Origin of the sequence: Pseudoalteromonas sp. AS84 (genome assembly GCF_038900255.1) — a bacterium.
GTDB lineage: Bacteria > Pseudomonadota > Gammaproteobacteria > Enterobacterales > Alteromonadaceae > Pseudoalteromonas.
Genome location: NZ_JBBMQY010000019.1, coordinates 1 through 26,460, shown reverse-complemented (window position 1 = coordinate 26,460; position 26,460 = coordinate 1). Strand labels below are relative to the sequence as shown.

Annotated in this window: 25 protein-coding genes; 18 read left to right on the top strand and 7 right to left on the bottom strand. The window is 38.9% G+C overall.

Features of this window, described 5'->3' with window-relative positions:
• Nucleotides 1–94: 94 nt before the first annotated feature.
• From WNY79_RS16585 to WNY79_RS16565, 5 genes are all read right to left on the bottom strand, one after another.
• Nucleotides 95–1,033 (bottom strand): LysR family transcriptional regulator, encoded by a 939-nt coding sequence (locus tag WNY79_RS16585; RefSeq protein ID WP_076923831.1) that lies wholly within the window; start codon nucleotides 1,031–1,033, stop codon nucleotides 95–97.
• A gap of 17 nt (nucleotides 1,034–1,050) precedes the next feature.
• Complete coding sequence (aceK, locus tag WNY79_RS16580) at nucleotides 1,051–2,769, bottom strand: bifunctional isocitrate dehydrogenase kinase/phosphatase (protein ID WP_197185088.1); 1,719 nt, start codon at nucleotides 2,767–2,769, stop codon at nucleotides 1,051–1,053.
• 103 nt (nucleotides 2,770–2,872) lie between these two features.
• Nucleotides 2,873–3,352 (bottom strand): DUF4124 domain-containing protein, encoded by a 480-nt coding sequence (locus WNY79_RS16575; RefSeq protein ID WP_342876418.1) that lies wholly within the window; start codon nucleotides 3,350–3,352, stop codon nucleotides 2,873–2,875.
• Between the two features lie 86 nt (nucleotides 3,353–3,438).
• A complete protein-coding gene (locus WNY79_RS16570) occupies nucleotides 3,439–4,935 on the bottom strand; it encodes a DUF3413 domain-containing protein (protein ID WP_342876417.1) in 1,497 nt (498 codons plus the stop codon).
• A gap of 5 nt (nucleotides 4,936–4,940) precedes the next feature.
• Nucleotides 4,941–5,153 (bottom strand): DUF1414 domain-containing protein, encoded by a 213-nt coding sequence (locus tag WNY79_RS16565; RefSeq protein ID WP_007375276.1) that lies wholly within the window; start codon nucleotides 5,151–5,153, stop codon nucleotides 4,941–4,943.
• A 62-nt stretch (nucleotides 5,154–5,215) separates the two neighbouring features.
• On the opposite strand from WNY79_RS16565, the gene yejK reads away from it, so the two are divergent.
• Both yejK and WNY79_RS16555 read left to right on the top strand, forming a co-directional pair.
• Nucleotides 5,216–6,235, top strand: a complete 1,020-nt coding sequence (gene yejK / locus WNY79_RS16560; RefSeq protein ID WP_342876416.1) for a nucleoid-associated protein YejK — start codon at nucleotides 5,216–5,218, stop codon at nucleotides 6,233–6,235.
• Between the two features lie 494 nt (nucleotides 6,236–6,729).
• The gene (locus WNY79_RS16555) at nucleotides 6,730–7,671 is read left to right on the top strand and encodes a hypothetical protein (RefSeq protein WP_342876415.1); all 942 of its coding nucleotides are present in this window, start codon (nucleotides 6,730–6,732) and stop codon (nucleotides 7,669–7,671) included.
• A gap of 135 nt (nucleotides 7,672–7,806) precedes the next feature.
• Here the strand turns inward: WNY79_RS16555 and rne are convergent, their stop codons facing one another.
• Nucleotides 7,807–10,947, bottom strand: coding sequence for a ribonuclease E (rne, locus tag WNY79_RS16550; RefSeq protein WP_342876414.1), 3,141 nt, complete (start codon nucleotides 10,945–10,947; stop codon nucleotides 7,807–7,809).
• A gap of 772 nt (nucleotides 10,948–11,719) precedes the next feature.
• On the opposite strand from rne, the gene rluC reads away from it, so the two are divergent.
• Together rluC and WNY79_RS16540 are read left to right on the top strand one after the other, a co-directional pair.
• Nucleotides 11,720–12,679: a 23S rRNA pseudouridine(955/2504/2580) synthase RluC gene (rluC, locus tag WNY79_RS16545; protein ID WP_076923837.1), complete on the top strand. Its 960-nt coding sequence runs from the start codon at nucleotides 11,720–11,722 to the stop codon at nucleotides 12,677–12,679.
• The gene (locus WNY79_RS16540; protein ID WP_342876413.1) at nucleotides 12,676–13,338 is read left to right on the top strand and encodes an HAD-IA family hydrolase; all 663 of its coding nucleotides are present in this window, start codon (nucleotides 12,676–12,678) and stop codon (nucleotides 13,336–13,338) included. Before rluC ends, WNY79_RS16540 begins: the two co-directional genes overlap by 4 nt.
• Before the next feature lie 9 nt (nucleotides 13,339–13,347).
• On the opposite strand, the gene WNY79_RS16535 is transcribed toward WNY79_RS16540, so the two are convergent.
• Nucleotides 13,348–13,947, bottom strand: coding sequence for a Maf family protein (locus tag WNY79_RS16535; RefSeq protein ID WP_170071095.1), 600 nt, complete (start codon nucleotides 13,945–13,947; stop codon nucleotides 13,348–13,350).
• 131 nt (nucleotides 13,948–14,078) lie between these two features.
• On the opposite strand from WNY79_RS16535, the gene yceD reads away from it, so the two are divergent.
• From yceD to WNY79_RS16465, 14 genes are all read left to right on the top strand, one after another.
• Complete coding sequence (gene yceD, locus WNY79_RS16530; protein WP_007375269.1) at nucleotides 14,079–14,603, top strand: 23S rRNA accumulation protein YceD; 525 nt, start codon at nucleotides 14,079–14,081, stop codon at nucleotides 14,601–14,603.
• A gap of 9 nt (nucleotides 14,604–14,612) precedes the next feature.
• On the top strand, nucleotides 14,613–14,783 hold the full coding sequence (rpmF, locus tag WNY79_RS16525) for a 50S ribosomal protein L32 (RefSeq protein WP_002962381.1): 171 nt from the start codon (nucleotides 14,613–14,615) through the stop codon (nucleotides 14,781–14,783).
• Between the two features lie 12 nt (nucleotides 14,784–14,795).
• Nucleotides 14,796–15,836 carry a phosphate acyltransferase PlsX gene (plsX, locus tag WNY79_RS16520; protein WP_342876412.1) on the top strand — a complete coding sequence of 347 codons (1,041 nt, stop codon included), beginning with the start codon at nucleotides 14,796–14,798 and terminating at the stop codon, nucleotides 15,834–15,836.
• A 52-nt stretch (nucleotides 15,837–15,888) separates the two neighbouring features.
• Entirely contained in the window at nucleotides 15,889–16,815 is a 927-nt protein-coding gene (gene fabD / locus WNY79_RS16515; protein WP_342876411.1) for an ACP S-malonyltransferase, read from the top strand.
• Nucleotides 16,816–16,826: 11 nt separating this feature from the next.
• The gene (fabG, locus tag WNY79_RS16510) at nucleotides 16,827–17,573 is read left to right on the top strand and encodes a 3-oxoacyl-ACP reductase FabG (protein WP_076923841.1); all 747 of its coding nucleotides are present in this window, start codon (nucleotides 16,827–16,829) and stop codon (nucleotides 17,571–17,573) included.
• Nucleotides 17,574–17,823: 250 nt separating this feature from the next.
• Nucleotides 17,824–18,060, top strand: coding sequence for an acyl carrier protein (acpP, locus tag WNY79_RS16505; RefSeq protein WP_002962377.1), 237 nt, complete (start codon nucleotides 17,824–17,826; stop codon nucleotides 18,058–18,060).
• A gap of 216 nt (nucleotides 18,061–18,276) precedes the next feature.
• Nucleotides 18,277–19,515, top strand: coding sequence for a beta-ketoacyl-ACP synthase II (gene fabF / locus WNY79_RS16500; RefSeq protein WP_076923842.1), 1,239 nt, complete (start codon nucleotides 18,277–18,279; stop codon nucleotides 19,513–19,515).
• A 59-nt stretch (nucleotides 19,516–19,574) separates the two neighbouring features.
• Complete coding sequence (gene pabC, locus WNY79_RS16495; protein ID WP_342876410.1) at nucleotides 19,575–20,390, top strand: aminodeoxychorismate lyase; 816 nt, start codon at nucleotides 19,575–19,577, stop codon at nucleotides 20,388–20,390.
• The gene (gene mltG, locus WNY79_RS16490; RefSeq protein ID WP_342876409.1) at nucleotides 20,384–21,370 is read left to right on the top strand and encodes an endolytic transglycosylase MltG; all 987 of its coding nucleotides are present in this window, start codon (nucleotides 20,384–20,386) and stop codon (nucleotides 21,368–21,370) included. The genes pabC and mltG overlap by 7 nt, the downstream gene beginning before the upstream one ends.
• 6 nt (nucleotides 21,371–21,376) lie before the next feature.
• Nucleotides 21,377–22,003, top strand: coding sequence for a dTMP kinase (tmk, locus tag WNY79_RS16485; protein ID WP_007585737.1), 627 nt, complete (start codon nucleotides 21,377–21,379; stop codon nucleotides 22,001–22,003).
• 1 nt (nucleotide 22,004) lies between these two features.
• Entirely contained in the window at nucleotides 22,005–22,919 is a 915-nt protein-coding gene (locus tag WNY79_RS16480; RefSeq protein WP_154903349.1) for a DNA polymerase III subunit delta', read from the top strand.
• Between the two features lie 11 nt (nucleotides 22,920–22,930).
• Nucleotides 22,931–23,257 (top strand): PilZ domain-containing protein, encoded by a 327-nt coding sequence (locus WNY79_RS16475; RefSeq protein ID WP_002962367.1) that lies wholly within the window; start codon nucleotides 22,931–22,933, stop codon nucleotides 23,255–23,257.
• Nucleotides 23,258–23,372: 115 nt separating this feature from the next.
• Entirely contained in the window at nucleotides 23,373–24,152 is a 780-nt protein-coding gene (locus WNY79_RS16470; protein ID WP_197118215.1) for a YchF/TatD family DNA exonuclease, read from the top strand.
• 4 nt (nucleotides 24,153–24,156) lie between these two features.
• The gene (locus WNY79_RS16465; RefSeq protein ID WP_342876408.1) at nucleotides 24,157–26,016 is read left to right on the top strand and encodes an alkaline phosphatase D family protein; all 1,860 of its coding nucleotides are present in this window, start codon (nucleotides 24,157–24,159) and stop codon (nucleotides 26,014–26,016) included.
• The last annotated feature ends 444 nt before the right edge of the window (nucleotides 26,017–26,460 follow it).

Below are 26,460 nucleotides of genomic sequence, written 5' to 3'. Positions count from 1 at the left end.
TTGATTTTATTGATTTAATTTTATTACAGGAAGGGGCTAAGTTAATGAGGAAAGTATTAACCTAGCAATTTTTACATTATATTGTGTAATAAAGTTATTTTAGCTCTTCAGCTACCTCAGCTACTTTTTGGCGTAACCAGATGTGGCTCGCATCGCGATGCAGCAGTGGGCTCCAAATCATATCAAGTTCAAAAGGTGGAATCGGAAACGGTGGCTCTAAAATTTTAAGCCCCGGATCATCTAAGTATATATTTGCGGCTTTTGAAGGAAGGGTCGCAATCAAGTTTTTCTCTTTAGCTAAATGAATCGCTACATGATAGTTACGCGTGAAAGTGGCAATGTTACGATGTTTACCAAAGTGGGCAAGTGCTTCGTCAACCCAGCCGAGTTTTTGCACATCTTTAGGGTCCATGCCCACACCTACACCAAAACCTGTTTTACTCACCCATATATGGCGTGCTTTTAAGTAGCTGTCGAGGCTAAAGCTTTCAATAATAGGGTTGTCGGCCTTAACTAAGCAGCAAAAACTGTCTTTCCAAATACGTTTATGATGAAAAGACTGAGGTAAGTTTTCAAAGCGGTTGATTGCCATATCTACTTTACCGTTTTCTACGTCATGAAAGGTTACGTCACTTGGTGTGAGTATATCTAAAGTAGTATCGGGGGCTTCTTCGTGTAGTTTACTTAAAAGCTTTGGCGCTAACGTACTTGCAGCGTAATCACTGGCCATTATTCTAAATACACGTTTACTCTGGCTTGCCTCAAATTCTCTATTAGGTGCTAGAGTTTCTTCAAGCGTCATTAATATGCCACGAATAACAGGTTGTAACTCTAAAGCGCGCTCTGTCGGGACCATACCATCGCTGGTACGAACTAAAATAGGGTCGTTAAATAGGTTACGAAGTCGTTTAAGGCCATTACTCATTGCGGGTTGCGTAATACTCAATTGATTAGCAGCTCGTGTTACGTTGCATTCTCGAAGCAATGTATCGAGATAAACGAGTAAATTTAAATCTATTTTACTTATATTCATTGTGTGTCCTTTAGCGCTTACCAGTGGTGAATAAATCGCTGTGCTGTCGGGTATGGGTAAATATGACTTACCTGACCATTTTTTATATTTTGTTGTGCCTGCTTCCAAAAGCTAACATCTATTAGCTCTGGATGAGTGCTGAGGAAAAACTTTTTATACATAGGATTAGGCATTACAAAGGTACATAACTGCTCTGGAAATACGTCTTGTGGTGCAACAGAGTAACTTTGCTCATCCATTAAATAATCATCGTAACTCTTTGCTTTTGGTAATGCTCTAAAGTTCATATCGGTTAGGTATTGAACTTCATCGTAATCGTAAAAAATAATACGTTTGTGCTTACTTACACCAAAGTTTTTTAAGAGCATATCGCCAGGAAATATATTAACGGCAATCATTTCTTTTAGGGCTTGCCCGTACTCTTCAATTGCGTCAGCGGCACTTTCTTCATCAGCATTCTCTAAAAATAAATTGAGTGGTGTCATGCGCCGTTCAATATACAAATGCTTGATGATCAACCATTCGCCTTCAATTACCATTGATGAGCCAATTGTTTTATGCAATTGCGCAAGTAAATTACTATCAAAACGTGCCAAAGGAAATACGACGTTAGAATACTCTATGGTGTCGGCCATTCTGCCAACGCGATCATGGTTTTTTACTAGTTGATAGCGCTTTAATACGGTATCACGGCCAAAGGGCTTACTTTCACCAAATTTGTCTTTTATTATTTTAAAAACATAACCAAATGAGGGGAGGGTAAATACCATCATCACCATACCTGGTGTACCCGGAGCAATTGTAAACTCATCACTTGAGTGAGATAAGTGATTTAAAAACTCTCGATAAAACTCAGTTTTCCCCTGCTTATGAAAACCCACTGCATTATAGAGCTCAGCAAGTGTTTTGTTTGGCATAAGCTGATTCAAAAACCGGACAAGTGCTGAAGGCGCATGAGTCTCTACCATAAAGTAGGCACGGGCAAAGCCAAAAATAACACGCATTTGAGATGACTTAGTTAAAAGTGCATCTAAATACAATCCGTTATCTTCATCGTGTAATACGGCGATTATAAAAGGCTGAACACCACTTTTTGAAACAACACGACCTACTATATAAGCTGCTTTATTACGATAAAAAGGCGTGTGCAAAATATCAAAGCGCATTTGCCAAGGCTGGTGATGTGTATCGGGTGCTTGTTTATAAAATGCTTTAACAAGAAGGCGAATATCACGCTCTAAATTTACAAATGGGGCTTTAAAATCAAAATGATTAATAATGCGCTTTATTGTTGGCTTTAGGCCATCAACTACTGGAAAGTATGTCCTATATTCGGCCTCAACAGGTACTGAAGGAGCATCTTTCAAAGTTGCTTCTACAAATATAAAGTCATTATGAAAATAGCGCCTATGGTACAGCCGGCAAAATACAGAGTTATAAAAGGTTTCGGCTAGTTCAGCTTGGGGATGAAAACATAAAAAATGCTGGTATATCTTTTTAACTTCAAGCCATAGGCTTTCATCAAGTTGCTCTGTTGGGGTTTCTTTTTTTAGCGCTTGCGTAGTTTCGTTAACACGATCATCATAATAGCTGATACGCAAACGGCTTATATCATTAATTGCTTGCCAATCTTTTTTTGCAAAGGCGAGGGGAGCTTTGGCCGTTGTTTTTTGAAATAGTTGATAGTGCCTTTTAAAACCCGTTAAAATTAATTCAGCAATATGGCGAGGCTGCATTTGCACTCCTTAATAGTCCCTAGAGCTTATACTCTATTGTGTTAAGGGTATGTTATTTTAAGTTTAAAACCAAGATAAATATTGCTCATTAATTTGGAGTGATTTATTGGTATTGATCTATCTTTTTTTCGAGTATTTTAATTTGTTTAGTAATAACAGATACATCTTTTTTATACTCTTTATTAATTACTTTTAGTTTTTTAGTAATGTCTTTGGTAATACGGTTTTTGTCTTCAACGGCTAGAATATGATTTAACCGTTCTTGTTGTTTATATTCAGCACGCTGCTTATTACGATCAAGTATAGTTAGTTTGTGGTTATTACTACGTAACTCAGCCTGTAAACCTGACAGGAGTTTTTCACGCTCAAGTTCGTTTAGTTGTTTAGTGTAATCAACTTTGGGGCCTGAATACTGATTACCTGTTGTGTTAACTTTATAAGCTGTTGCTTCGTCGTCACAGGGCAGTTGAGAAAAGATTGTGCCTTTCTCTGTTACACATTTATAGTAAGTGGTATCGCTAAAGCTAAAAAAACTAATAAGTAAAAAGCTAGAGTGGAGAATATAACGAGAAGTTTTAAACATACATGTCATCCTTGATTTTTATATCTAACAACAATATAAAACTATAACCTAGCTTGGTGGTATAGCAAGCTAGGTTAGGATAACGGCTATTGGGTGAAGGTTTTAAGCTTTTTAATACTCTGCACTAAAAATGGTATATCTAAACCTTGTTCAATAGAAAACCCCTCAGCGGCAGAGATATTTTTAAAGTTACCATCTGAATCTATTAAGGTAATCCTATCTTTTTTATAGGCTATAACGACACCTTGAGAGTAGTTAACGCCCATATCATCTTTTTTCTTGTATAAATTAACGCCCAGCATTGTTTGCTTGGCAATGGCTTTACAATTTAAATATTGGCCAACACTTGTGGCAATTAAATCGCTAGGTTGAATAAGTCCATCTACTTTAGAAATACGTTTGTCGGAGCTATATAAAGTTGATGTTGTTACTACTTCTTGCTTGTTATTGGCAAGACTAAAAGCAAAAACCTGGGTTTTATCATCTCGTACAACGGCGTTAACGTTACTTTTAATAACTCTAATTGCGCTAGAGCTGTGGGCTTGATCATTTATAAAACTAAGTTCTTCCACACCCGTTACTTCAATGCTGCGGCGCTGACTTTGCCAAGCAGGAAGAGTTTGCTCTCTTAAAATTGCTGCTTTATAAAAAGCTGGCAAACCATACACTAAGCTAAATAGCATATCGTCATGATTAGTTGGCTGTAAAAACTGCTCTGTTTTGTGCAAATTTTTATTATCGGCAACAAATTTAGCGAGTTGTTGCTGGGTTTCAAATACAAAAATATCTACATTGGCTTGTGTGTAGTCTTCACACTTATCAAGCGGGCTTGGCATTTGATAACTAATATTTTGGTTATTAATTTTTACGTTATGTGCCTGCTTATAGCTTTCTATATCAAGCAAGTCATTTTTAGCTAATAAACTTTTAGCGGTAGTAGGGTATGAAAGTGGTAGTACATTATCTTGCTTCGTTACATCAAAGTTTAAATTTGCGTCAGCCCAGATATGAATGCTGTGGCTAAGTGAAAAACACACTATTAAAAATGAAATTGCGTAACGTGCAAATTTATATTGTTTTAAGCGCTCAAGGTGTTGCCATGTGTAATTACTCACAAGTAGCTGAAAGCCTAAAATAAGTAATACAATCCCACTAGCTAAAATGGTTGTTAAAGCAGGTGAACTGGTTAAACGATGCCACAGTAGAGAAATAATCTCAGGTAAGGCAGATATACTTAGGTGATAACCCAAATTAACGTAAACATAAGCATCAAGGGTAAGCAGTGATGCGCCTAGTGTGGCTATTACAGCCGCCATGCCTCGTATATGTCGTGGGTAGGGGAATATTAAACTAAGCGGAAATACCGTCAGCACAAACGCTAAAAAGGCGATAAAACTAGTGTGGCTTAACCACGTTACTAGCATATAAGTAATGCCCATAAAGCTTGTTGGTGGCGAGTCGGCAAATAAGTAGCTTAAGCTAATAAATAGCGCCAAGCCAATATTGGCAAAAGTAAACCAATGGCCCCAGCTTAATAGCTGACTCGCTTTTGATGAAAACTGATTGTGCTGCGATAAATTCATAGAGTTTATTTAACCGACTGTGATAGAGCTTTTGCAAAGTTCTCAGTTACGGCTTGTCTTTTCCCTGTTGGTACATGCTCTTTTAAGATATGCGTGATAGAATTTCCTAAACACATAAGGCTTAAATCTACTGGCGCATTGTGTTTAGTTAGCACATCAATAAGCTGATCGACGATTTGTTCTACTTCTTCATTAGAGTATTTTGATAAGATTGGCATCAGTTGGTTCAATAAAATAGTTATATTCTCGTATTTTAACACTAGAGGCGTGAAAAACAAAGATGACAACAGACGTTAAAAAATTAGTCGTTCATTATGTAGACAAAAAAGACGACGATACGCAAATTCACCTTCGAAATGATGAGATGGTAATTAACGATAAAGTAGCCGTTTTTATCGAACAATTACATCATGCATATAATGGTAAACCTGGTAAAGGTTACTGTGCTTTCAGTGGTGATAAAAACAGTGTTGTAGCCTCTGCAATGCAAAGCTACCGTAACGATGAGCTAGGCTTTTGGCATATGACAGAGCAAGCTTCAACGGTTTTAAAAGAAGAACTTGATAAGTACGCTTTTAGTGAAACAGGTTATTTAGTATTTTGTCATTATCAGTATGTTGCTACCGATTACATGTTAATTGCGATGATTAACATTAAAGAGCATTACTCTATGACCTCAGAGCTTGATTTAGCGGCTTCTCGCCATTTAGACATATCTCGTATGCAACTCGCTGCTCGTATCGATTTAACAGCGTGGGATACGCAAGCAGAAGATAATCGTTATATTTCATTTATTAAAGGACGTGCGGGTCGTAAAGTTGCTGACTTTTTCTTAGACTTTTTAGGCTGTGAAGAAGGTATTGATTCAAAACAGCAAAGCCAAGTAATGCTTAGCGCAGTAGAGGATTATTTATCAGAGCAACAGTTTGATAAATCAGAAAAAGACGATTTACGTAAGCAAGTATTTGATTACTGTAATGATTGCGTAACCACAGGCGAAGATGCAAGTGTGAGCGATCTATCTGCAACGCTTACAAAAGGCGATGACAGCCCGTTTGATAGTTTTTGCAAAGAGCAAAGCTATGACTTGGAAGAAACTTTCCCCGTTGATAAAAAAACAGTAACCAGTATGGTTAAGTTTTCAGGTCTTGGCGGTGGAGTTAGTGTAAGCTTTGAACGTAAGCATTTAGGTGAGCGTGTTACCTATAACGAAGCAACCGATACGTTAGTTATTAAAGGTATTCCGCCAAACTTAAAAGATCAGTTACAACGTTTTATGGAAAGTGAAAGCGAGTCGTAAAGCATTTTAAATATGCGACACGTTGAAATGAGTTTGAAAGCTATAAAAGCGCAGTAATTAAAACTGCGCTTTTTTGAATTTTGTTAGCAGGATGAATATTTTTGAAATTGATTATAATTAAATTATAAGGAGCATAATTTTAACTCAAAGTTATCCTACGTTTAAAAAGAATCGTTTGTGAAAGTGATTAGCTTTTAGTTGATCCAGGAAATCTATTTTTTAGATTATCAGAAAGAACAAATTTAATATTTGAAGAGACTATTAACAGAGAATATACCTTTTTGATATTGAAAGTGATTGTATTGATAGTTCACTTCTTTTGAATATACCACTTCCAACTAATTCATTATTTGAATTGTTTATAAACAATGAATCTAAAGTTTCAATTTAGATTAATAATAGGGTCAGATGGCAGTTGAACATTACAAACCTAAGTATAACTATTATAAAAAATTACTTTTTTAAAATGTTTATTTTAATATAGGGAAATTATTATGGAAATAAATAATATATTACTTCCTAAAGAGATTAGTGAGTTAATAAATGCATTTAGTAAATTCACGATTGAAGATCCTAAATGCACGGATAAAAAATTTAAACTATCACTAAATGATCCTCATGCGATGGTTCCAATTAAAAATATGTTATTGGAGGTTTTATCGCAAGATTATATAACCACGACTTGTGGCAAAGATGTGTTTTTATTAAAAAGACTGGATGATGTTATCGTTATTTCTCAACAGGATGGTGATCTATTATTTATAGATCCAGAAGATGCTTTTTCAGTTTGGTTATGGTGGCACGATGGTGGAGATTGCCAGAGATTATCGAATAATATTTTTGATTGGCTTGATAGCTGTAAACAGTATAAAGAAATAAAACCTATTGCAACAGCCGATGAATATTTACATATTCAACATGAAATGAGCGGTAATTGGATTGGTGATTACAATACATACTATTGCTTAGAGAATGATGGCACAGTTACTAAGTATTTTAGTGATGGGATCATCTCAGATGGTCATTGGCGAATAATTGAAGAAAATAAGATTAGCTTCTTAATGAAGCATGAGCTGGTTTTTTCAATTGTAAGAAGAGAAAAAAATGAGATCCTGATCGAATTAGACCAGAGTGTCAGAAAACACCAGATCGTGCTTAAACGAATTGATGAAGATAAAGATTTTAGCTTATATCATTTTTTATACGAATTTTTGAAAGAAGAGATGAATCGTTCATCTATGGTATTAACAAGGCACCGCATTATTGAAACTAAAAAAATGGAAAATGGCGATACACAAATAACCTTATGGCGTTTTGCTGAAAAAGCAAAGGGGCAATATTCTAACCCTCATGATGTATATCGTTATGTATTCAGAAAGAAAGAAAATCTTTGGGAAGTTATAAGTAAGCTAGAAATCGAACCGATGAGTGCCTAGCGGTTCATATTATATAGATATAGTTGATACATTTAAATAATACTTAAATCTCGTAATCTAAGCTTTGTTCGGCAATAAACACAAAAAAGCCCCGCTATTTATTAAATAGCGGGGCTTTTTAATGAATGTTAGTTATTAATCAACACTCATTGTTTTAGTCATTGCAGAGCTTGCACGACCAGCAGGTTTGATTGAACCTGCACGTAAACCACTGTCTGGAACTAGTTCACGTTTATCGTGAGCCATTGCTACAGACGTATGTTTCACTTCGCTATCAGCTACAGGAGTAGGTTGTGCCATTGGCGCACTTGCTGACCCTTGAGTAACCGCTGTTTTAACATGCGGTGCTGATTTTTCAGTTTTCACTTTTGCTTCAACTTTAGCTGGCTCTTCAGTGGCTACTCGTGTTTCAACTTTAGCTGGCTCTTCAGTTGCTACTGGCGTTTCAACTTTAGCAGGTTCTTCAGTTACTACTGGCGTTTCAGCTTTAGCAGGCTCTTCAGTTACTACTGGCGCTTCAACTTTAGCTGGCTCTTCAGTTGCTACTGGAGTTTCAACTTTAGCTTGCTCTTCAGTTACTACTGGAGTTTCAACTTTAGCTGGCTCTTCAGTTACTACTGGAGTTTCAACTTTAGCTGGCTCTTCAGTTGCTACTGGAGTTTCAACTTTAGCAGGCTCTTCTACAGCTTCAACTTTTGCTAAGTCTTCAACCGCGACGGCTTGTTCAATTTGCTGCGCTGCATCCACAGGTGTTTCTTCAGATTTAGCTTTAAGCTCTGCTTCATATTCTGCAGCAGCTTGATCAGCAACTGGAACAAATGCAGGGGCTTCGTCAGATTTAACTTCTGCTTCACCTTCAGGACGACGACGACGTTGACCTGATGCACGAAGATGACGAGGAGAACGGCGTGAACGTGTACGTGTTTGCTCTTGCTCGTCTTCAGTAGTTGCTGTTTCATCGTTAGAATCAACAGTGTCAACTTTCTCTTCTTTAATGTGCGCTGTTTTTTCTGCCGGAGCTTGTGTTTGCTTTTCTGCAACAGGTGCTTGCTCTTGAACTTGTGGAGTGTCAGTCACTACCGCTTGTTCAGGTGTTTGCTCTGTTGAGTTAGCTTGCTCAGCGTTTTCATCTTGCAGACGTACTTTTTTACGTATGTTACGACGTTGACGGCGAACTTTAGGCTTTTGCTCTTTAGGCTCTGCAGCTTGAGCTGGCTTAGAATCAGTTTCTACTTCTACTGTTGCTTTTGCAGGAGCTTCAGTTTTAACTTGATCTTTTTCTTCGCTTTTATGCTCTGGGCGCTTACGAGAGTTAGGGTTACGACGACGCTTATTACGGTTCTCGTTTCTCTCTTGAGTCTCGGTGCTTGCTGCTGGTGAGTCTGTTTTAACTTCCTCTTCAGCTGCAGGGCGTTCGTTGCGTGGTTTATTAGTGCGCGGGTTATTATTACGACGACGTTGATTGTTATTACGACGACGATTATCGTTACCACGACGAGCGTTATTACGCGCTTCTTGCTGCTCTTTTTCTACAGCTTCTTTTTTATCTTCTTCAGATTCACTTGCAAATAACGACTTAAACCAATTACCAATAGCAGCTAGTAAGCCACCTTCAGTTTTAGTTTGTACAACAGCCGCTGGTGCTACTGCTTTAGCTGGAGCTGCTTGTGGAGCTGGAGTAGAAGGCATTACCACGCCTTTTAACATTGGCTCTTCACGTACTGGAGTACTTGGTGATTTTGACATCTCAAATACTTCAGGCTCTGGTGCAACAACTTGTCCGTAGCTTACTGTTTCAAGTGTTTCGTCTTTACGTAAACGCATAACTTCGTAATGTGGTGTTTCCATATGTTGATTTGGAATAATCACTACGTCACATTTGTGATGCTTTTCAATACGGTGAACACTACGACGTTGCTCATTTAACAAATAAGCGGCAACGGCAACAGGCACTTGTGCATTTACTTGTGCTGTGTTGTCTTTAATTGCTTCTTCTTCAATTAAACGAAGAATAGAAAGAGCAATTGATTCGTTTGAACGAATAGTACCTTGACCACTACAACGTGGGCATGGACCTTGGCTTGCTTCACCTAATGAAGGACGCAAACGCTGACGCGACATTTCAAGTAAACCAAAGCGTGAAATTTTACCAATTTGAACACGAGCACGATCTGGGCGAGCAGCATCTTTTAAACGATTTTCTACTTCACGCTGATGGCGTGGAGGCGTCATATCGATAAAGTCGATTACAATTAAACCGCCTAAGTCACGCAGACGTAATTGACGTGCAATCTCATCGGCCGCTTCTAAGTTAGTATTAAGTGCAGTCTCTTCAATATCGCCGCCTTTAGTTGCTTTAGACGAGTTGATATCGATAGATGTAAGTGCTTCAGTTGGGTCAATTACAATTGAACCACCAGAAGGAAGACGTACTTCACGCTGGAACGCAGACTCAATTTGGCTTTCAATTTGGTAATGCGTAAATAAAGGAGTGTCGCCTTGATAAAGCTTAACACGGCTCATAAAGTCAGGACGAAAACGCTCAATGTGCGCTTTAGCTTCTTCAAAAACACGTGGTTTATCAATTAAAATTTCGCCAATATCGCGACGTAAATAATCGCGTATTGCGCGGAAAATCACGTTGCTTTCTTGGTGAATTAAAAACGGTGCTTTAGCACTGTCAGCTGCTTGTTTAATTGCATCCCAATGTACTAATAATGCTTTTAAGTCGTAGTTAAGTTCTTCAAATGACTTACCAACACCCGCTGTACGAACAATTAAGCCCATACCTTTAGGAAGTTCTAAACGACCTAATGCTTCTTTTAGTTCAGTACGCTCATCACCTTCAATACGACGAGAAATACCGCCAGCACGAGGATTGTTAGGCATAAGAACTAAATAGCTACCAGCAACACTGATAAAAGTAGTTAACGCTGCGCCTTTTTGGCCACGTTCTTCTTTATCAACTTGTACTATAACTTCTTGACCTTCTTTTATTACGTCGCGGATGTTTGGGCGACCATGAAAAGTGTAACCTGCAGGGAAGTAAGTACGTGCAATTTCTTTTAAAGGAAGGAAACCATGACGGTCAGCACCGTAATCAACAAATGCTGCTTCAAGAGATGGTTCAATGCGAGTGATTTTGCCTTTATAAATATTGGCTTTTTTCTGTTCGTGACCTGGGCTTTCGATATCTAAATCATAAAGGCGCTGGCCATCAACCAGTGCTACGCGCATTTCTTCTTGCTGCGTTGCATTGATTAGCATACGTTTCATATTGTTACTCTACTTATTTATGTCGCTGACATGACGATGTTTTTCTCGCCTGTTCAGTTGTCCCTATTTTTAGAATGTGCAGCCTCACGACTGGGTCTTTAACGGAACGGCTCTGTTTCCCGTATGCAGTATTTTAAATGCTGGCAAACAATAGCGATTATTATCGCTATTAAATTCTTAATGGTGCTAAAACTGTCGGCTTTTCAGCTACGTTTACAAGTTTTACCCAGAAGTCGGCCTGTCATATTAATCTTACTAAATATCATTCATATTAGGCGCGTAGGGCTCATTAAGTTGGTGAGCAATACATACTGATGTATCGCTAATATCCGTTTTAAGAGCAAAAATCGCTGCCGATGTTAATGAACGCTTATTTATTAGATTTTTTTAGTTCTAAATAAGCTGCTATACGGTACTACAATAATTGAGCTAGTGCTGAACGACGTTTTTTACGTCGTCACTATCAGACAAATTATCTGTTCATTGCTTTCTCTAGCACGTTAAAAATCGCTTCATGTTCAAACTTAACCAGCAATATATTACGCGCATTGCCGTTAATTGATCGCACGTGTTAACTGAGGAGGCATAAAAGCTTTGGAAAACTTAACTCGGATCTGTATGATCGGCTACCCAGAATGTGCATCACGAATGTTTTAATGTGTTAAAAAGCACCGTTGTTATTTGCAAATACTAAATATTTGCGCTGCTGATTATCCCACTATTATTACAGTGTTAGCAACTAAATTATTTTACTTAAATTAGTGATTAGGCAATGTCAGAAAAAAACGACTTACAAGTAACTTATGTCACGATCAACGAAGACCATTTAGGTCAGCGTATTGATAACTTTCTTATTACCCATTTAAAAGGGGTGCCTAAAAGCGCTATTTATAAACTTTTGCGCAAAGGTGAGGTACGCGTTAATAAAAAGCGTATTAAGCCTGTATATAAACTGCAGCTTGACGATGTACTGCGTATTGCACCTATCAGAGTTGCTGAGCGTGAAGAGTTTGTACCATCAAAGTTAGACAAAGTAACTCGCCTAGAAAACGATATTTTATTTGAAGATAAATACCTTATCGTCATAAATAAACCTTCAGGTATGGCTGTTCATGGTGGCAGTGGTTTAAGTTATGGTTTAATTGAAGCACTACGCGCACTTCGCCCAGAAGAGCGCAGCCTTGAGCTAGTTCATAGGCTTGACCGTGATACATCGGGTTGTTTACTTATAGCGAAGCGCCGTTCGGTGTTAACAGCATTGCATGAACAACTTCGTGAAAAAACAATGGAAAAAAATTACTGGGCACTTGTAGAAGGGCAGTGGGACTCTAAAACTAAAAACGTAACCGAAGGGCTACGTAAAAATACACTTAAGTCGGGCGAGCGCGTAGTACGTGTAGATAACACTGAGGGAAAACCTTCACATACTCGTTTTAAAGTACTTGAACGTTTTAACGATTGCTCACTTGTACAAGCATCGCCTGTTACAGGGCGCACGCACCAAATTCGTGTGCATACGCAGTGTAAAGGTCACCCAATAGCATGCGATGATAAATACGGCGATCAGGGTTTTGATGAATCTATGCGTAAAGTTGGTTTAAATCGATTATTTTTACACGCACACGATTTAACTTTCTATCACCCTAAAAACGAAACAACCATGCGTATTGAAGCACCGCTAGATAAAACGCTTAAAAATACACTACTAAAACTACGAGATGCGAAACTGTGATAAAAGTAGCCCCAATTAAAAAATATAAGCTCGTCATTTTTGATTGGGACGGCACTGTTATGGATTCAGTGACTAAAATAGTTAACTGTATTCGTAGTAGCGCAGAGTCACTTAATATAGTGCCACCTAGTGATGAAGCCATTAAAAACATTATTGGTATGTCGCTTGAAAAAGCAATTGACGTTTTATTTCCTGATAATGTAGCGCAGCACCAAGCGTTAATTTCAGGTTATAAATATCAATACAGTGTGGATACTACTCCCACGCCTGTATTTGCTAATGTTATCGGCGTTTTAAATGCCTTAAAAGAGCAGGGCATTGTTTTAGCGGTTGCAACAGGTAAAGGTAGAGGTGGGTTAGAGCGTTTGCTTGATCAAAGCCAACTTAGACATTTTTTTAGTGCAACACGTACAAGCGATGAGGCACTGTCTAAACCGTCTCCAGATATGTTGTATCAATTGCTTGAAGAACTTGGCATAAGCGCTCAAGACGCTGTAATGATTGGTGACACTCAAATAGACATGACCATGGCAAAAGCTGCTGGCATGGATAGAATTGGTGTAACAATGGGTGTACATAACGCACAGCAGCTAAATAAGCTTAGCCCTGTTGTAACAGTAGATAACTATCTGCAGCTGCAACAGGTTTTGCTTGGCTAATTTATTTAACTAAAACTTGTTTTGAGCAGTAAGTACATCAATACCAAACTCAGTCAGTAGCTGGCTGAGTTTAATTAATGGTAATCCAATTAAGCTATTAGGATCGTCTCCGCTTAGTTTTTCAAATAAACAGATGCCTAACCCTTCACTTTTAAAGCTGCCAGCACAATTATAAGGCTGCTCAGCATCGCAATAAGCACTAATTTGTACATCACTAAGGATTTTAAAAGTAACATCAAAGGGTTCAACACACGTTTTTTTAGTGCCAGTTACAATATCGTAAACACAAAGCCCAGTTAAAAATGTTACAGTATTACCGCTAAATAAATTTAGTTGTTTTACGGCATTTTGTTTATTATGTGGTTTACCTAAAATTTGATTATTAAACACAGCGACTTGGTCTGATCCAATAGCTAACCCTTTGTTAAAGTGTTTATTAGCCGCTGAGGCTTTTAATTCACTTAAACGCTTAACCAGTTCGGTAGGTGTTTCGCATTCAAGTGCTGATTCGTCAATGTCTGGTGAAAACGTATCAAATGGTAAATTAAATTTTTGTAATAAAGACTGCCTAAAAGGCGAGCTTGACGCTAAAATGAGTGGATGCTTCACGGACTGTTTTCCTACGATAATTCAGATTGAGTTAGGATAAATCAGATCCGAGAGTAAAACACGTTAAAAACAAAGTAAAAATGGTTTTTTACTTTGACTAACAAACTAACTATCTATATGATGCAGCCCCTATGCAAAAGGTGAAAATTCCCATCACTCTTCATCCAGGCAAAGCAGCGCAGCACCGTTTAAAGTATGACGGAATTGTACCGCTTGAAAAACTTACTCGTTTAGAGAAAGTTGTGCAGGAAGAAGTAGGTGAAATAGCGGTAAAAATACATTGCAAAAACGATGATCAAGGTTTCGCTGTGATTAGAGGCAATTTGTCCACACACGTTACTGTCATTTGTCAACGTTGTAATGGTGATTTAGGGTTGGATTTGGTTCAAGACTTTGCATACTCACCAGTAGGTGAAGATACAGAGTTAGATATTTTTCCAGAAGACTACGATGAAGTAGCGCTTGATGAAAATGGTGAAGTTAACGTTTTTGATTTAATTGAAGACGAGCTAATTTTAGCAATTCCATTAGTGGCTACCCACAACGAAGCTTCATGCAGTTATTCAGCAAAGCCTGCCAGCTTTGGTGTATTAAAGGCGGAAGATGATAAACCTAATCCATTTGATATTTTGAAACAACTTAAGAAAGATTCTTAGGAGAAGACTATGGCTGTACAAAAAAGCAAAAAGTCTCGTGCAAGACGCGGCATGCGCCGTTCACACGATGCGATCAGTGGTCCAACTTTAACTGTAGATCAAACATCTGGTGAGACTCATCGTCGTCACCATGTGACTGCAGATGGTTACTACAAAGGCGTTCAAGTAATTTCTAAATAAGAGATTACTTATATGCTGAAAGATCTAACCATAGCGTTAGATATGATGGGGGGCGATTACGGCCCCCGTTCATCTATTCCTGCTGCCGTTTGTGCGGTAAATGCTCATGCCAATTTAACTCTCATTTTGTGTGGCAATGAACACGTTATATCTAAAGAACTCGAATCCCTCGATTCTCTACCTCATCCTAGACTCATAATTCGTCACTGTAGTGAAATAGTCACTAATGCCTGCGAACCTGCAATTGCTGTGCGTTCAAAAAAAGACTCATCTATGCGTGTTGCCCTAGATTTAGTCAAATCGGGCGAGGCTCAAGCATGTGTTAGCTCAGGCAATACCGGTGCTCTATTTTTTATGGCTCACTATGTATTAAAAATGCTGCCAGGTGTTAAACGTGCCGCACTTATTTCAGCTGTTCCTACAGAAAGCCAAAACCCAGTATATTTACTCGACTTAGGTGCCAATGTGCATTGTGATGCGCAAATGCTCTATCAGTTTGGCATTATGGGCTCTATTGTTGCCGGACAAGCACTTGGTTTGGACAATCCTCGCGTTAGTTTATTAAACATTGGTGCTGAGGACATTAAAGGCCACGACGACATTAAACAAGCTGCACAACTAATGCAGCAAAGCCCACATATAAATTATATTGGTTACAGCGAAGGTAGTGATATTTTTTCGGGTAAAGCTGATGTTATTGTATGCGAAGGATTTGTTGGCAACGTGGCACTTAAAACATGCGAAGGCATTGCCAAGCTTATTATGAATAAGTTTACAACCGCACTCGAAAAGCATCTTTTATATAAATGTATGGCGTTTATGTTGCGTCCAATAATAAAAAAACTCTATAAAAGGGTGAACCCCGACCAGTATAACGGTGCTTCTCTGGTAGGATTGCGCGGTATTGTCGTTAAAAGTCATGGAAATGCGTCAGCTAAAGCATTTCAAGCAGCTATTGATGAAGCGGTAAAAGAGGTTGAACGTCAACTTCCTGATAAAATAGCCGCTATTTTCGAAAACACACATTCTAAAGACACGGCGGTTAATCAATAATTGATGTGCCGTGTATTTCATTATTTATTTGTTTAATTAAAAAGAGCAAAGTATGGCACAAAAAATTGCACTTCTATTCCCAGGTCAAGGTTCGCAAAGCGTTGGTATGTTACAAGAACTACTAGAGAGTTCTGACATTGTTAAAGCAACATTTGCAGAAGCGTCAAATGCACTGGGTTACGACTTAGCAGAGCTAGTTCTTAATGGCCCAGAAGAAAAATTAAATCAAACCCACCGCACACAACCTGCATTACTAACTGCAAGTGTTGCTATTTACCGTGATTGGTTAGCAGCTAACCCAGATGCCGACGTTGTTATGGCGGGTCACAGCTTAGGTGAATACTCAGCGCTAGTATGTAGCGACGTATTAAGCTTGAGCGAAGCCGTAAAGCTTGTTGAAAACCGTGGTTTATACATGCAAGAAGCCGTGCCAGCAGGCGTAGGTTCAATGGCCGCTATTATTGGCCTAGGCGATGAAGAAATTAAAGCGGCTTGTGCTGCCTCAGCGCAAGGTGAGGTTGTATCGCCAGTTAACTACAACTCTCCTGGTCAAGTTGTTATTGCAGGGCATAAAGCGGCAGTAGATAGAGCATCGCAAGCATGTAAAGATGCCGGTGCTAAACGTGCATTACCACTTTCGGTTAGCGTACCTTCACATTGTGAGTTAATGAAGCCAGCAGCTGAAAAGCTTGCAGCAGATTTAGCCGCTTTAACATTTAATACACCTAAATGTGATGTAATTAATAATGTTGATGTAAAAGCTGAAACGTCAGCTGATACAATTAAAGATGCATTAGTGCGCCAGCTTTACAGCCCAGTTCGCTGGACAGAAACAGTACAAGCCCTGGTTGCGCAAGATGTAACACAAAGCTACGAATTTGGTCCTGGTAAAGTATTAACAGGACTTGCTAAACGAATTGATAAAGCAATGATCTGTGGCTCAGTAAACGACGCCGCTTCAATTGATGCAGCTAAATAAGAGTATATAAAATGTCTAATTTATTTTCATTAGAGGGCAAAGTTGTCCTAATTACTGGCGCCAGCCGTGGTATTGGTAAAGCAATTGCAACAACATTAGTTGCACAAGGTGCAAAAGTTGCAGGTACTGCGACAAGTGAGTCAGGCGCTGCTAAAATCAGTGAGTACCTAGGTGACAGTGGTAAAGGTTATGCATTAAACGTAACCGATCCTGCATCTATTGAAGCAACACTTGCTGCAATAAAAGCTGATTTAGGCGATATTGACGTACTTGTAAATAACGCAGGTATTACACGTGATAACTTATTAATGCGTATGAAAGAGACTGAGTGGGACGATATTATCGACACTAATTTAAGCTCAGTTTTCCGTTTATCTAAAGCGGTACTTCGTCCAATGATGAAGAAAAAGAAAGGCCGTATTATTAACATTGGCTCAGTAGTGGGTACTATGGGTAATGCAGGTCAGGCTAATTATGCAGCGGCTAAAGCGGGTGTAATTGGTTTTTCTAAGTCACTAGCGCGCGAAGTTGCATCACGTGGTATTACCGTTAACGTAATTGCACCTGGTTTTATTCAAACAGACATGACTGATAATTTAACTGACGAGCAAAAAGCAGCAACACTTGCAAATGTTCCAGCAGGGCGTTTAGGTCAACCTGACGAAATTGCGGCTGCAGTATGTTATTTAGCATCTGACGCGGCTGCGTATGTATCAGGCGAAACTTTGCATGTAAATGGCGCGATGTACATGGTTTAATAACCATAGTACCTAAATTACTGCTTGATAAAGTTAAGTAAGTTACCTCAAAAACATTGAATTATTTGTGAACTTGCTTTAAACATACTTGAAATCGCTGCGAAAATAAGCGATAAAAGACAAAACACACACTCAGAGGTTTGACCAGACAATTATTTATGGTCAAATCATTGAATCAGAGAATTATGCCGCGTAAACTACGCGGCAATCTGAAAATAACGCATCGGCGTTTTTAATAAAGGAAAGAAGAATGAGCGATATCCAAGAACGCGTAAAGAAAATTATCATTGAACAACTAGGTGTTAAAGAAGAAGAAGTTAAAAATGAATCTTCTTTCGTAGATGACCTAGGTGCAGATTCTCTTGATACTGTTGAACTAGTAATGGCTCTTGAAGAAGAGTTTGATACTGAGATCCCAGATGAAGAAGCTGAGAAGATCACTACAGTACAAACTGCTATCGATTACGTTACAGCACACGCTGAGTAATTAATCGCACGTTAAAGGCAGCATCCGCTGCCTTTAATTTTTTATATCCAAACCACCTCAAAGTTCATGATTCAAAACTTAAATCTCGATGCTCAATTTTAGCTAAAAATTAATTTTGATTGTGTTATGCGTTTTTAATCTATTTTGGGACTAGCACTTTGAGGTAGCTTGGGTATGATCACCCCCTTGTAAAATATCCCTTATTGGAGGCAAACCGTGGCTAAACGTCGAGTCGTCGTAACTGGCTTAGGAATGTTGACGCCGCTAGGTAATGATGTTCAATCAACCTGGCAAGGCTTATTAGATGGTAAAAGTGGCATTCAAACAATAACGCACTTTGATACATCAAAATTTGGTACTAAGTTCGCGGGTTTAATAAATGACTTTGATGCAACTGCATACATGTCAGCGAAAGATACTAAAAAAATGGACTTGTTTATTCAGTACGGCATTGCAGCGGGTGTTCAAGCCTTTAAAGATTCAGGCCTTGAAATCACCGAGCAAAATGCAGCACGCATTGGTGTAGCTGTAGGTTCAGGTATTGGTGGGCTTACGTTAATTGAAGAAAACCACATTAAGCTATTAAATAGTGGTCCGCGCAAGTTATCGCCATTTTATGTGCCGTCTACCATTATTAATATGATCTCAGGTCATTTATCAATGATGCATGGGCTTCGTGGTCCAAATATTTCAATTGTAACTGCCTGTACTACTGGTTTGCATAATATTGGCCATGCAGCGCGCATGATTGCCTACGGTGATGCAGATGCAATGGTTGCTGGCGGTGCAGAAAAAGCGTGTACCCCAATTGGTATGGGTGGCTTTAATGCTGCACGTGCACTTTCAACACGTAACGACGATCCACAAGCGGCTTCTCGCCCTTGGGATAAAGACCGCGATGGCTTTGTGCTTTCTGACGGTGCTGGTGTTGTTGTAGTTGAAGAGTACGAACATGCTAAAGCACGTGGAGCTAAGATTTATGCTGAGCTTGTAGGCTTTGGTATGAGCGGCGATGCGTACCACATGACATCCCCTCCAGAAGATGGTGCGGGCGCTGCACTTGCAATGCAAAACGCACTAAACGATGCGCAAGTGAACGCTGAGCAAATTGGTTACATTAACGCACACGGCACATCTACAAATGCAGGCGATAAAGCAGAAACAGCCGCTGTTAAGTCTATATTTGGTAATTCAGCTAAAGATGTAATGGTAGGCTCGTCTAAATCTATGATGGGTCACTTGTTAGGTGCTGCCGGTTCGGTTGAATCTATTATTTCGATTTTATCACTGACAGATCAAAAAGTGTCGCCAACTATCAACCTTGATAACCCAGACGAAGGGTGTGATTTAGATTATATTGCGCACACTGCACGTGATGCAAAGTTAGACTTTGCACTGTGTAACTCGTTCGGTTTTGGTGGTACTAATGGCTCGTTGCTATTTAAAAAGGTATAATCTTTTTTAACAACGAATCAAATTATAAGAGCTCAGTTGTTTAACTGGGCTTTTTTTATATGCCAAACAAAATGCAAACAATAATAGCAGTAGATCAAAACAGCACTTTAAGCACGCGTGACAGGGGCTTAAATTACGGTGACGGCTTTTTTACAACGGCTAAGGTTGTTAATGGGGAAGTACAGTATTGGGCTCATCATAAAGCACGTTTGATTGAATGCGCACAGCGCTTGGGGTTTCCTGAGCTAGACTTTAATAGCCTTGAAAATCAAATTGCTTGGCATATTAAAGCTGCACCACTGAATGTGCTTAAAATACTTGTAACGCGAGGCGAAGGCGGACGTGGTTATGGGTTGCCAAGTGAGTGCAATGTTACTATTTTATTGAGTGTATTAGATTACCCTAGTAATTACGAAGCGCTTGCTAAAAAGGGTGTAACTCTCGAAATAAGCCCCATTAAATTAGCAGCACAGCCATATTTAGCGGGTCTTAAAACATTAAACCGACTTGAACAAGTGCTAATTAAAAAAGCGATGCAAACGCAAAACTGCGACGATGTGTTAGTGCTTGATTACAGTAACAATGTAATTGAAGCTTCAGCAGCTAATATTTTTGCGATTAAAAATAAGTGTGTGTATACGCCATTGCTTGATGAGTGCGGAATAAAGGGCGTTTATCTACAATCGTTATGTGATAAATTGCCTGTTGAATTTAAACGCGTAAAAGTAGAAGATTTAACCCAAGCAGACGCCGTATTTGTGTGTAATAGCTTAATGGGAGCAGTACCTGTTAAAAGTATTGAGCAACAGGTATTTAATACAGATAACAGCCACGCATTATTAACTAAATTATTAGCCAAGGAGGCTGAGTGTTAAAAGTTATTTTATCGGTACTTTTTTTAGCTGTTATAACCACTGCTATTGGTTACCAGCAATTACAAGCAACAATAAATAGCCCGCTAAAAGTAGCCCAAAACACACAATTTGAAGTTAAGCATGGCACTGGCTTTAATAAGTTATGTCAGCAATGGCAAGCTAATAACTGGGTAGAAAGTTGCTGGCGTTATCAAGTCATTGCAAAATTAGATCCTACACTTACCGACTTAAAAGCGGGGCTTTACGAGCTAACGGCCGATAGCGTTATTAATAACGTAAAAAAAATTAACCAAGGCCAGCAAATCAATTTTAGTTTTACAATAATTGAAGGGCAAAACTTACGTGAAGTACTAAGTGCTATTAATAAAGCCGATAAGTTACAAAACGATTTAAAAACTGATGAACTAAGTACACAAATACTGGGTAATAATACGCACCTAGAGGGCTGGTTATTCCCCGACACTTACCATTACCATAATAACGATACTGCGAGCAGTTTATTAAAACGTGCAGCGCAAAAAATGCAGCAAACGTTAGACGACGCTTGGCAGCAGCGCGCTGTTAATTTGCCCTACAAAACAGCATACGAAGCACTTATAATGGCTTCAATCATTGAAAAAGAAACAGGCCTTGCCAGCGAGCGTCCGTTAATTGCATCGGCGTTTGTTAACCGATTAAACACCAATATGCGCCTGCAAACCGATCCTACCGTAATATACGGGCTAGGCGCCGATTTTGATGGCGATATTAAATACAAAGATTTACGCGATTATACGCCTTACAATACGTATCGTATTAATGGCTTACCGCCAACACCGATTGCTATGCCATCTAAAGCCGCTATTTTAGCTGCAGTTAATCCGCCGCAAAGTGAATACGTTTACTTTGTATCAAAAGGCGATGGTAGCCACCAATTTTCAACCACGTTAAAGCAGCATAACGCGGCAGTTAAAACGTATATATTAAATAAAAAGAATTAAGTTTTTATGAAATCAAAATTTATAGTAATAGAAGGGCTAGAAGGCGCGGGTAAATCAACCGCTATTTCATTATGCCAAGACTTTTTAAACAAACAAAAAATAGACTTTATTAATGTCCGCGAACCTGGCGGCACGCCACTGGCTGAATCGCTTCGTACGCTTGTAAAAGCAGAGCATGAAGAAGAAATTGCCTTTGAAACCGAGTTGCTTATTATGTACGCAGCTCGCTCGCAGCTAATGCACAATGTTATTACCCCAGCGCTTGATAAAGGCCAATGGGTACTTGCCGATCGTCATGACTTATCGTCCCAGGCGTATCAAGGTGGCGGGCGTGGTATTAGCTCAAATACATTAGCTTCACTTTCGTCAATGGTATTAAAGGGCTTAAAGCCTGATTTAACTATTTACCTTGATATTGACCCAGTGATAGGCCTTGAACGTGCAAAAGGGCGTGGTGAGCTAGACCGTATTGAGCAAGAAGCCATTGAATTTTTTCAACGTACACGTATGCGTTATGTTGAACTAGCTAATGACGACAACACCATTAAAACGGTCGATGCAAACCAAAGTATTGATAAAGTACATCGCGATATAACCAATGTACTGCATTCATTTTTTGAAGGCCTAAAATAATATGCCATTGCCTTGGCTACATGATACTCAAGCACGTTTAGCGCAAAGTTATCGTGCAGAGCGTTTTCATCATGCGCAATTATTTTGTGGGCCTGTTGGCGTAGGTAAATTTGAGTTAAGTGATGAGCTTGGCAATGCTTTGTTATGCCAAAATATAGCTAAGCAAGTAGCTGCGAAAAACAGTATGCTAACACCTTGCGGACAGTGTAAAAGCTGCTTACTTACTCTTGCGGGTACTCATCCCGACAAGCGCTTAACGCAAGTTGATGGACAAAGTATTGGTGTAGACGATATACGTGGTATTAGTGATTTTATGAATCACTCTGCAGCGCAAAATGGCAATAAAGTAGCAATAATCGAAAATTGCGAAAAAATGACCACAGCAGCAGCTAACGCATTATTAAAAACACTTGAAGAGCCAACTAATAGCCGCTTTTTAATATTAACTACAAGCCAACCAGAACAGCTCCCTGCAACTATTTTAAGTAGATGCGCTAAAAGTGACGTAAAAATAACTAATACAGCACTTGCCCAGCAATGGTTAGAAACATTAGATATACCTAACTATAGTTGGCTGGCACTTTTTTATAACCAACCGCTGCAAGTAAAGCATTGGCAACAGCAAGACCAGCTAAAAAATATTGATACACTTTATAAGTTTGCAACTGAGTTTAAACAAAGCCATAATTTCAAAGCGTTAGTCGATATAATAAATAAACAGCCTGAGCTTGTTCGTATATTTACTTTGTTTTTAAGCGTGCAACTAAAGCAGCAATTACTGCAAGGTATGAGTTTTGACGCTTATCAAAGTGCGCAAAATGCATTAGGCGAATTTTTACAAAATAACACACAAGTACTTGGCCTTAATTTACCGCTTGCTGTATCACGATTAGCATACACATTGCGAAATTCTTAAAAGGATTAATCATGCAAGAATTACTAGTAGACATAGACGATTTAGACGAGTTATACCGTTGTTATATGCCTTACTTAAAAAAAGGTGGCTTATTTGTACGTACTAATATGCGTTACGAAGCAGGGCATTCATTAGCACTTAGAGTTACCTTGCCCGATGCCTTAGAAGATGATGTAGTAACAGGTAAAGTGTCGTGGATCACGCCACAAGGGGCACAAAGCTCTAACCCTCCAGGTATTGGTATTAGCTTTTTAGACGATAAAACAAACCTAAACGCTAAAATCGAAAAGCTACTTGGGACTATGTTAAACTCAGGCGATCAAACATATACCATGTAGTTATAGGGTCGGTTTTTCATTGAGATTAACACCGCCCTATATTGGGTTCTTTTAATTGCTAACATAATAAATTAAACGAACAAATTTAAACCCTGAACATAATACAGGCCTTATAGTGATTGTAGATTCTCATTGCCATTTAGACCGTCTTGATTTTGATAAACTAGACTTAAACCTTGACCAAGTTCTTGATAAAGCGCGTGCAAAGCAAATAGAGCACTTTTTATGTGTAAGCGTAACGCTTGATCAGTTCCCAAGCATGCTTGATAAAATTAAGCATTACGACGATGTATCAGCCTCATGCGGTGTACATCCACTTGATCAAAAAGACGCCCTTAATAAACAGCAACTAATCGACTTAGCCTCACACGAAAAAGTTGTTGCCATTGGCGAAACGGGTCTTGATTACTATTATTCAAAAGATACTCACGCAGTGCAGCAAGCCAGCTTTGTTGGGCATATTGAAGTGGCTAACGAATTACAAAAACCGTTAATTATTCATACTCGTGATGCCCGCGCCGACACAATTAACTTAATGCGTGAGCACAAGGCCGAAAACTGCGGTGGTGTATTACATTGCTTTACCGAAGACTGGGATATGGCAAAAAAAGCCATAGACATGGGCTTTTATATATCTATATCGGGTATTGTTACCTTTAAAAATGCTATTGAATTAAAAGAAGTAGTAAAACAAATACCGCTAGATAGATTATTAATAGAAACCGACTCGCCTTATTTAGCGCCGGTACCGCATCGTGGGCAAACAAATCAGCCAGCGTACGTAGAAGATGTTGCTTATTACATTAGCGAACTTAAAGGCATTAGCTTTAATGAACTTGCTAAAGCGACTACCGAGAACTTTTATTCTTTATTTAAATTAGCAGCTAAAGGCTAAATACATGATTACTTACACGGCAAACCTTCCTATTTTACTAATGGGGCCAATGGTGCGCCGTGCAGAGCAAACTGGAGTCTGCATTCAGTTTGCTACCTCCAAGCCTGCAAACTGCCAAATAAACTTATTAAATGTTGAGTGTTATAGCGATCAACACACTGTTTCTTTAGGGGAACATTTGTACCTGCATTTCGTGATTATAAAGCCAGTAGATAATAAACTTCCTGTAGATAGCTTATTAAGCTATGAACTCATAATTGACGATACAGCAATCGATTTATCGCCGTGGTGCTATAGCAATCAAACAACGCCTGCATTTGTAATTCCCAATAAACTCAGTGATATTTTGCATGGCTCGTGCCGTAATGCACATCATCCAGCAAAAGACAGCTTAGTGTCTGCAAGCCATTGGCAAAATACTCAGCGTGGTAATAATAATCAAGGCGCGCAATTGCTATTACTCAGTGGTGATCAGGTTTATGCCGACGACGTAGCTGGCCCCATGTTATTAGCTGTTCATCAGTTAATTAAAGCCCTAGGTATTTATAAAGAGCAACCACTTGCCATTGAGCTACCCGACGATATAAATGAGCAACTTTATAATCGCCATTTGTTTTTACCAAAAACGCCGTGGCAAAAACGCTCAAAGTTAGGTGTAGGTTATTGGCTAAAAAAAGACGAACCTCACTTTTCAAGTGTAAAAGCGTATAACCACCTTATCCACTTTGAAGAATATATAGCGCTTTATTTATTAAACTTTAGCGCCGCTGCTTGGCAATGCGTTGATATACAAAACGCAACGTATTTAGGTCAAAGCGAGCAAAACAAAACTATTTTTAACGCTGAAAAAACAGCATTAATTGATTATGCAAAAGGCTTGAGTGAAGTAGAGCGGTTGTTTGCCAATGTATCGACATTAATGATGTTTGACGATCACGATGTCACCGACGATTGGAACCTAACCGCTGGGTGGGAGCAAGCTATAAATGAAAACCCAAGTAGTAAACGAATCATTAATAACGGCTTAATTAGTTATTGGCTATTCCAAGGAATGGGGAACGATGCACTAAATAAAACGGGCGAGCTACTAACACCTTTTAAGCAAAGCCGTACTGCTAATAATTTATGGCAGTTTAAAGCATTTGATAAACCACTAAACGATTTTAGCTTTTGGCATTACGAACTTACTACAATACCCAAAGTAGTGGTGCTAGATACACGTACGCACCGCTGGCGAAATGAGCAAAACTTTAATGAGCCTTCAGGTCTACTTGATTGGGAACGCCTCACAGAGCTTGAAGAAAGCCTATTAAGCCACGACCAGGTTATTATTGTATCGCCAGCCCCCGTGTTTGGTGTTAAATCAATAGAAGCCATTCAAGCCATGTTTAACATATGTGGCCAACCACTCATGGTAGACGTAGAAAACTGGATGGCGCACGAAGGCTCAGCCAAAAAGCTACTCGATACTTTTAGACGAACCGACACCCCAAACGAAACGCTTATTTTATCGGGAGACGTGCACTACTCATTTTGCTTTTCGGTGCAAAAGCGTTTTGGCGATCATCCCAATCGAATTTGGCAACTTACCGCCAGTGGTATTAAAAACGAGTTCCCGCGTAAGTTAATAAACATACTCGATAAGCTCGACTCAATTTTATACGGCCCAAAAAGTCCCTTAAACTTTTTTACCAAACGTTGGCATATGGAAGTAGATAAGCACCAAACCATAGGTAAAGGGCAAAAATACTTAGTGAGCGACTCAGCTATTAGTTTAATAACACTAGAGCAAGGAAATTTAGCCCGCTATCAACTTATACATGGTGAAGGTCATTTAACTGAGTTTGATTTAGAAGAACCGTAATTCTTAATCAATAATTAAATAAATTAAAGGCCTATTTGCACAAAGAGAAGCGAAAGAGGAGTAAATGAGAAGACACAATGCCAATCAGAATACAGTTTCGGTGTTTATTTTCTTCTCTAAAAGCGCAGCGCCTCATACTCTCTTAGTGAATAAATTACTAATTACGGAGTAAGGTTGTTACGAAAGCAATGCTTGAAATTATTTAATCTATTCACCAATAAATCAATTAAAGATCTATTTGCACAAAGAGAAGCTAAAGAGGAGTAAATGAGAAAACATAATACTAATAAAAAACGCGTTTGGTGTTTATTTCCTTCTCTAAAAGCGCAGCGCCTCTTAAGCTCTTAGTGCATAAATCACTTATAACGGTACGCTTGTTACGAAAGTCACGCTTAAATTATTTAATCCATTCACCAATAAATCAATTAAAGATCTATTTGCACA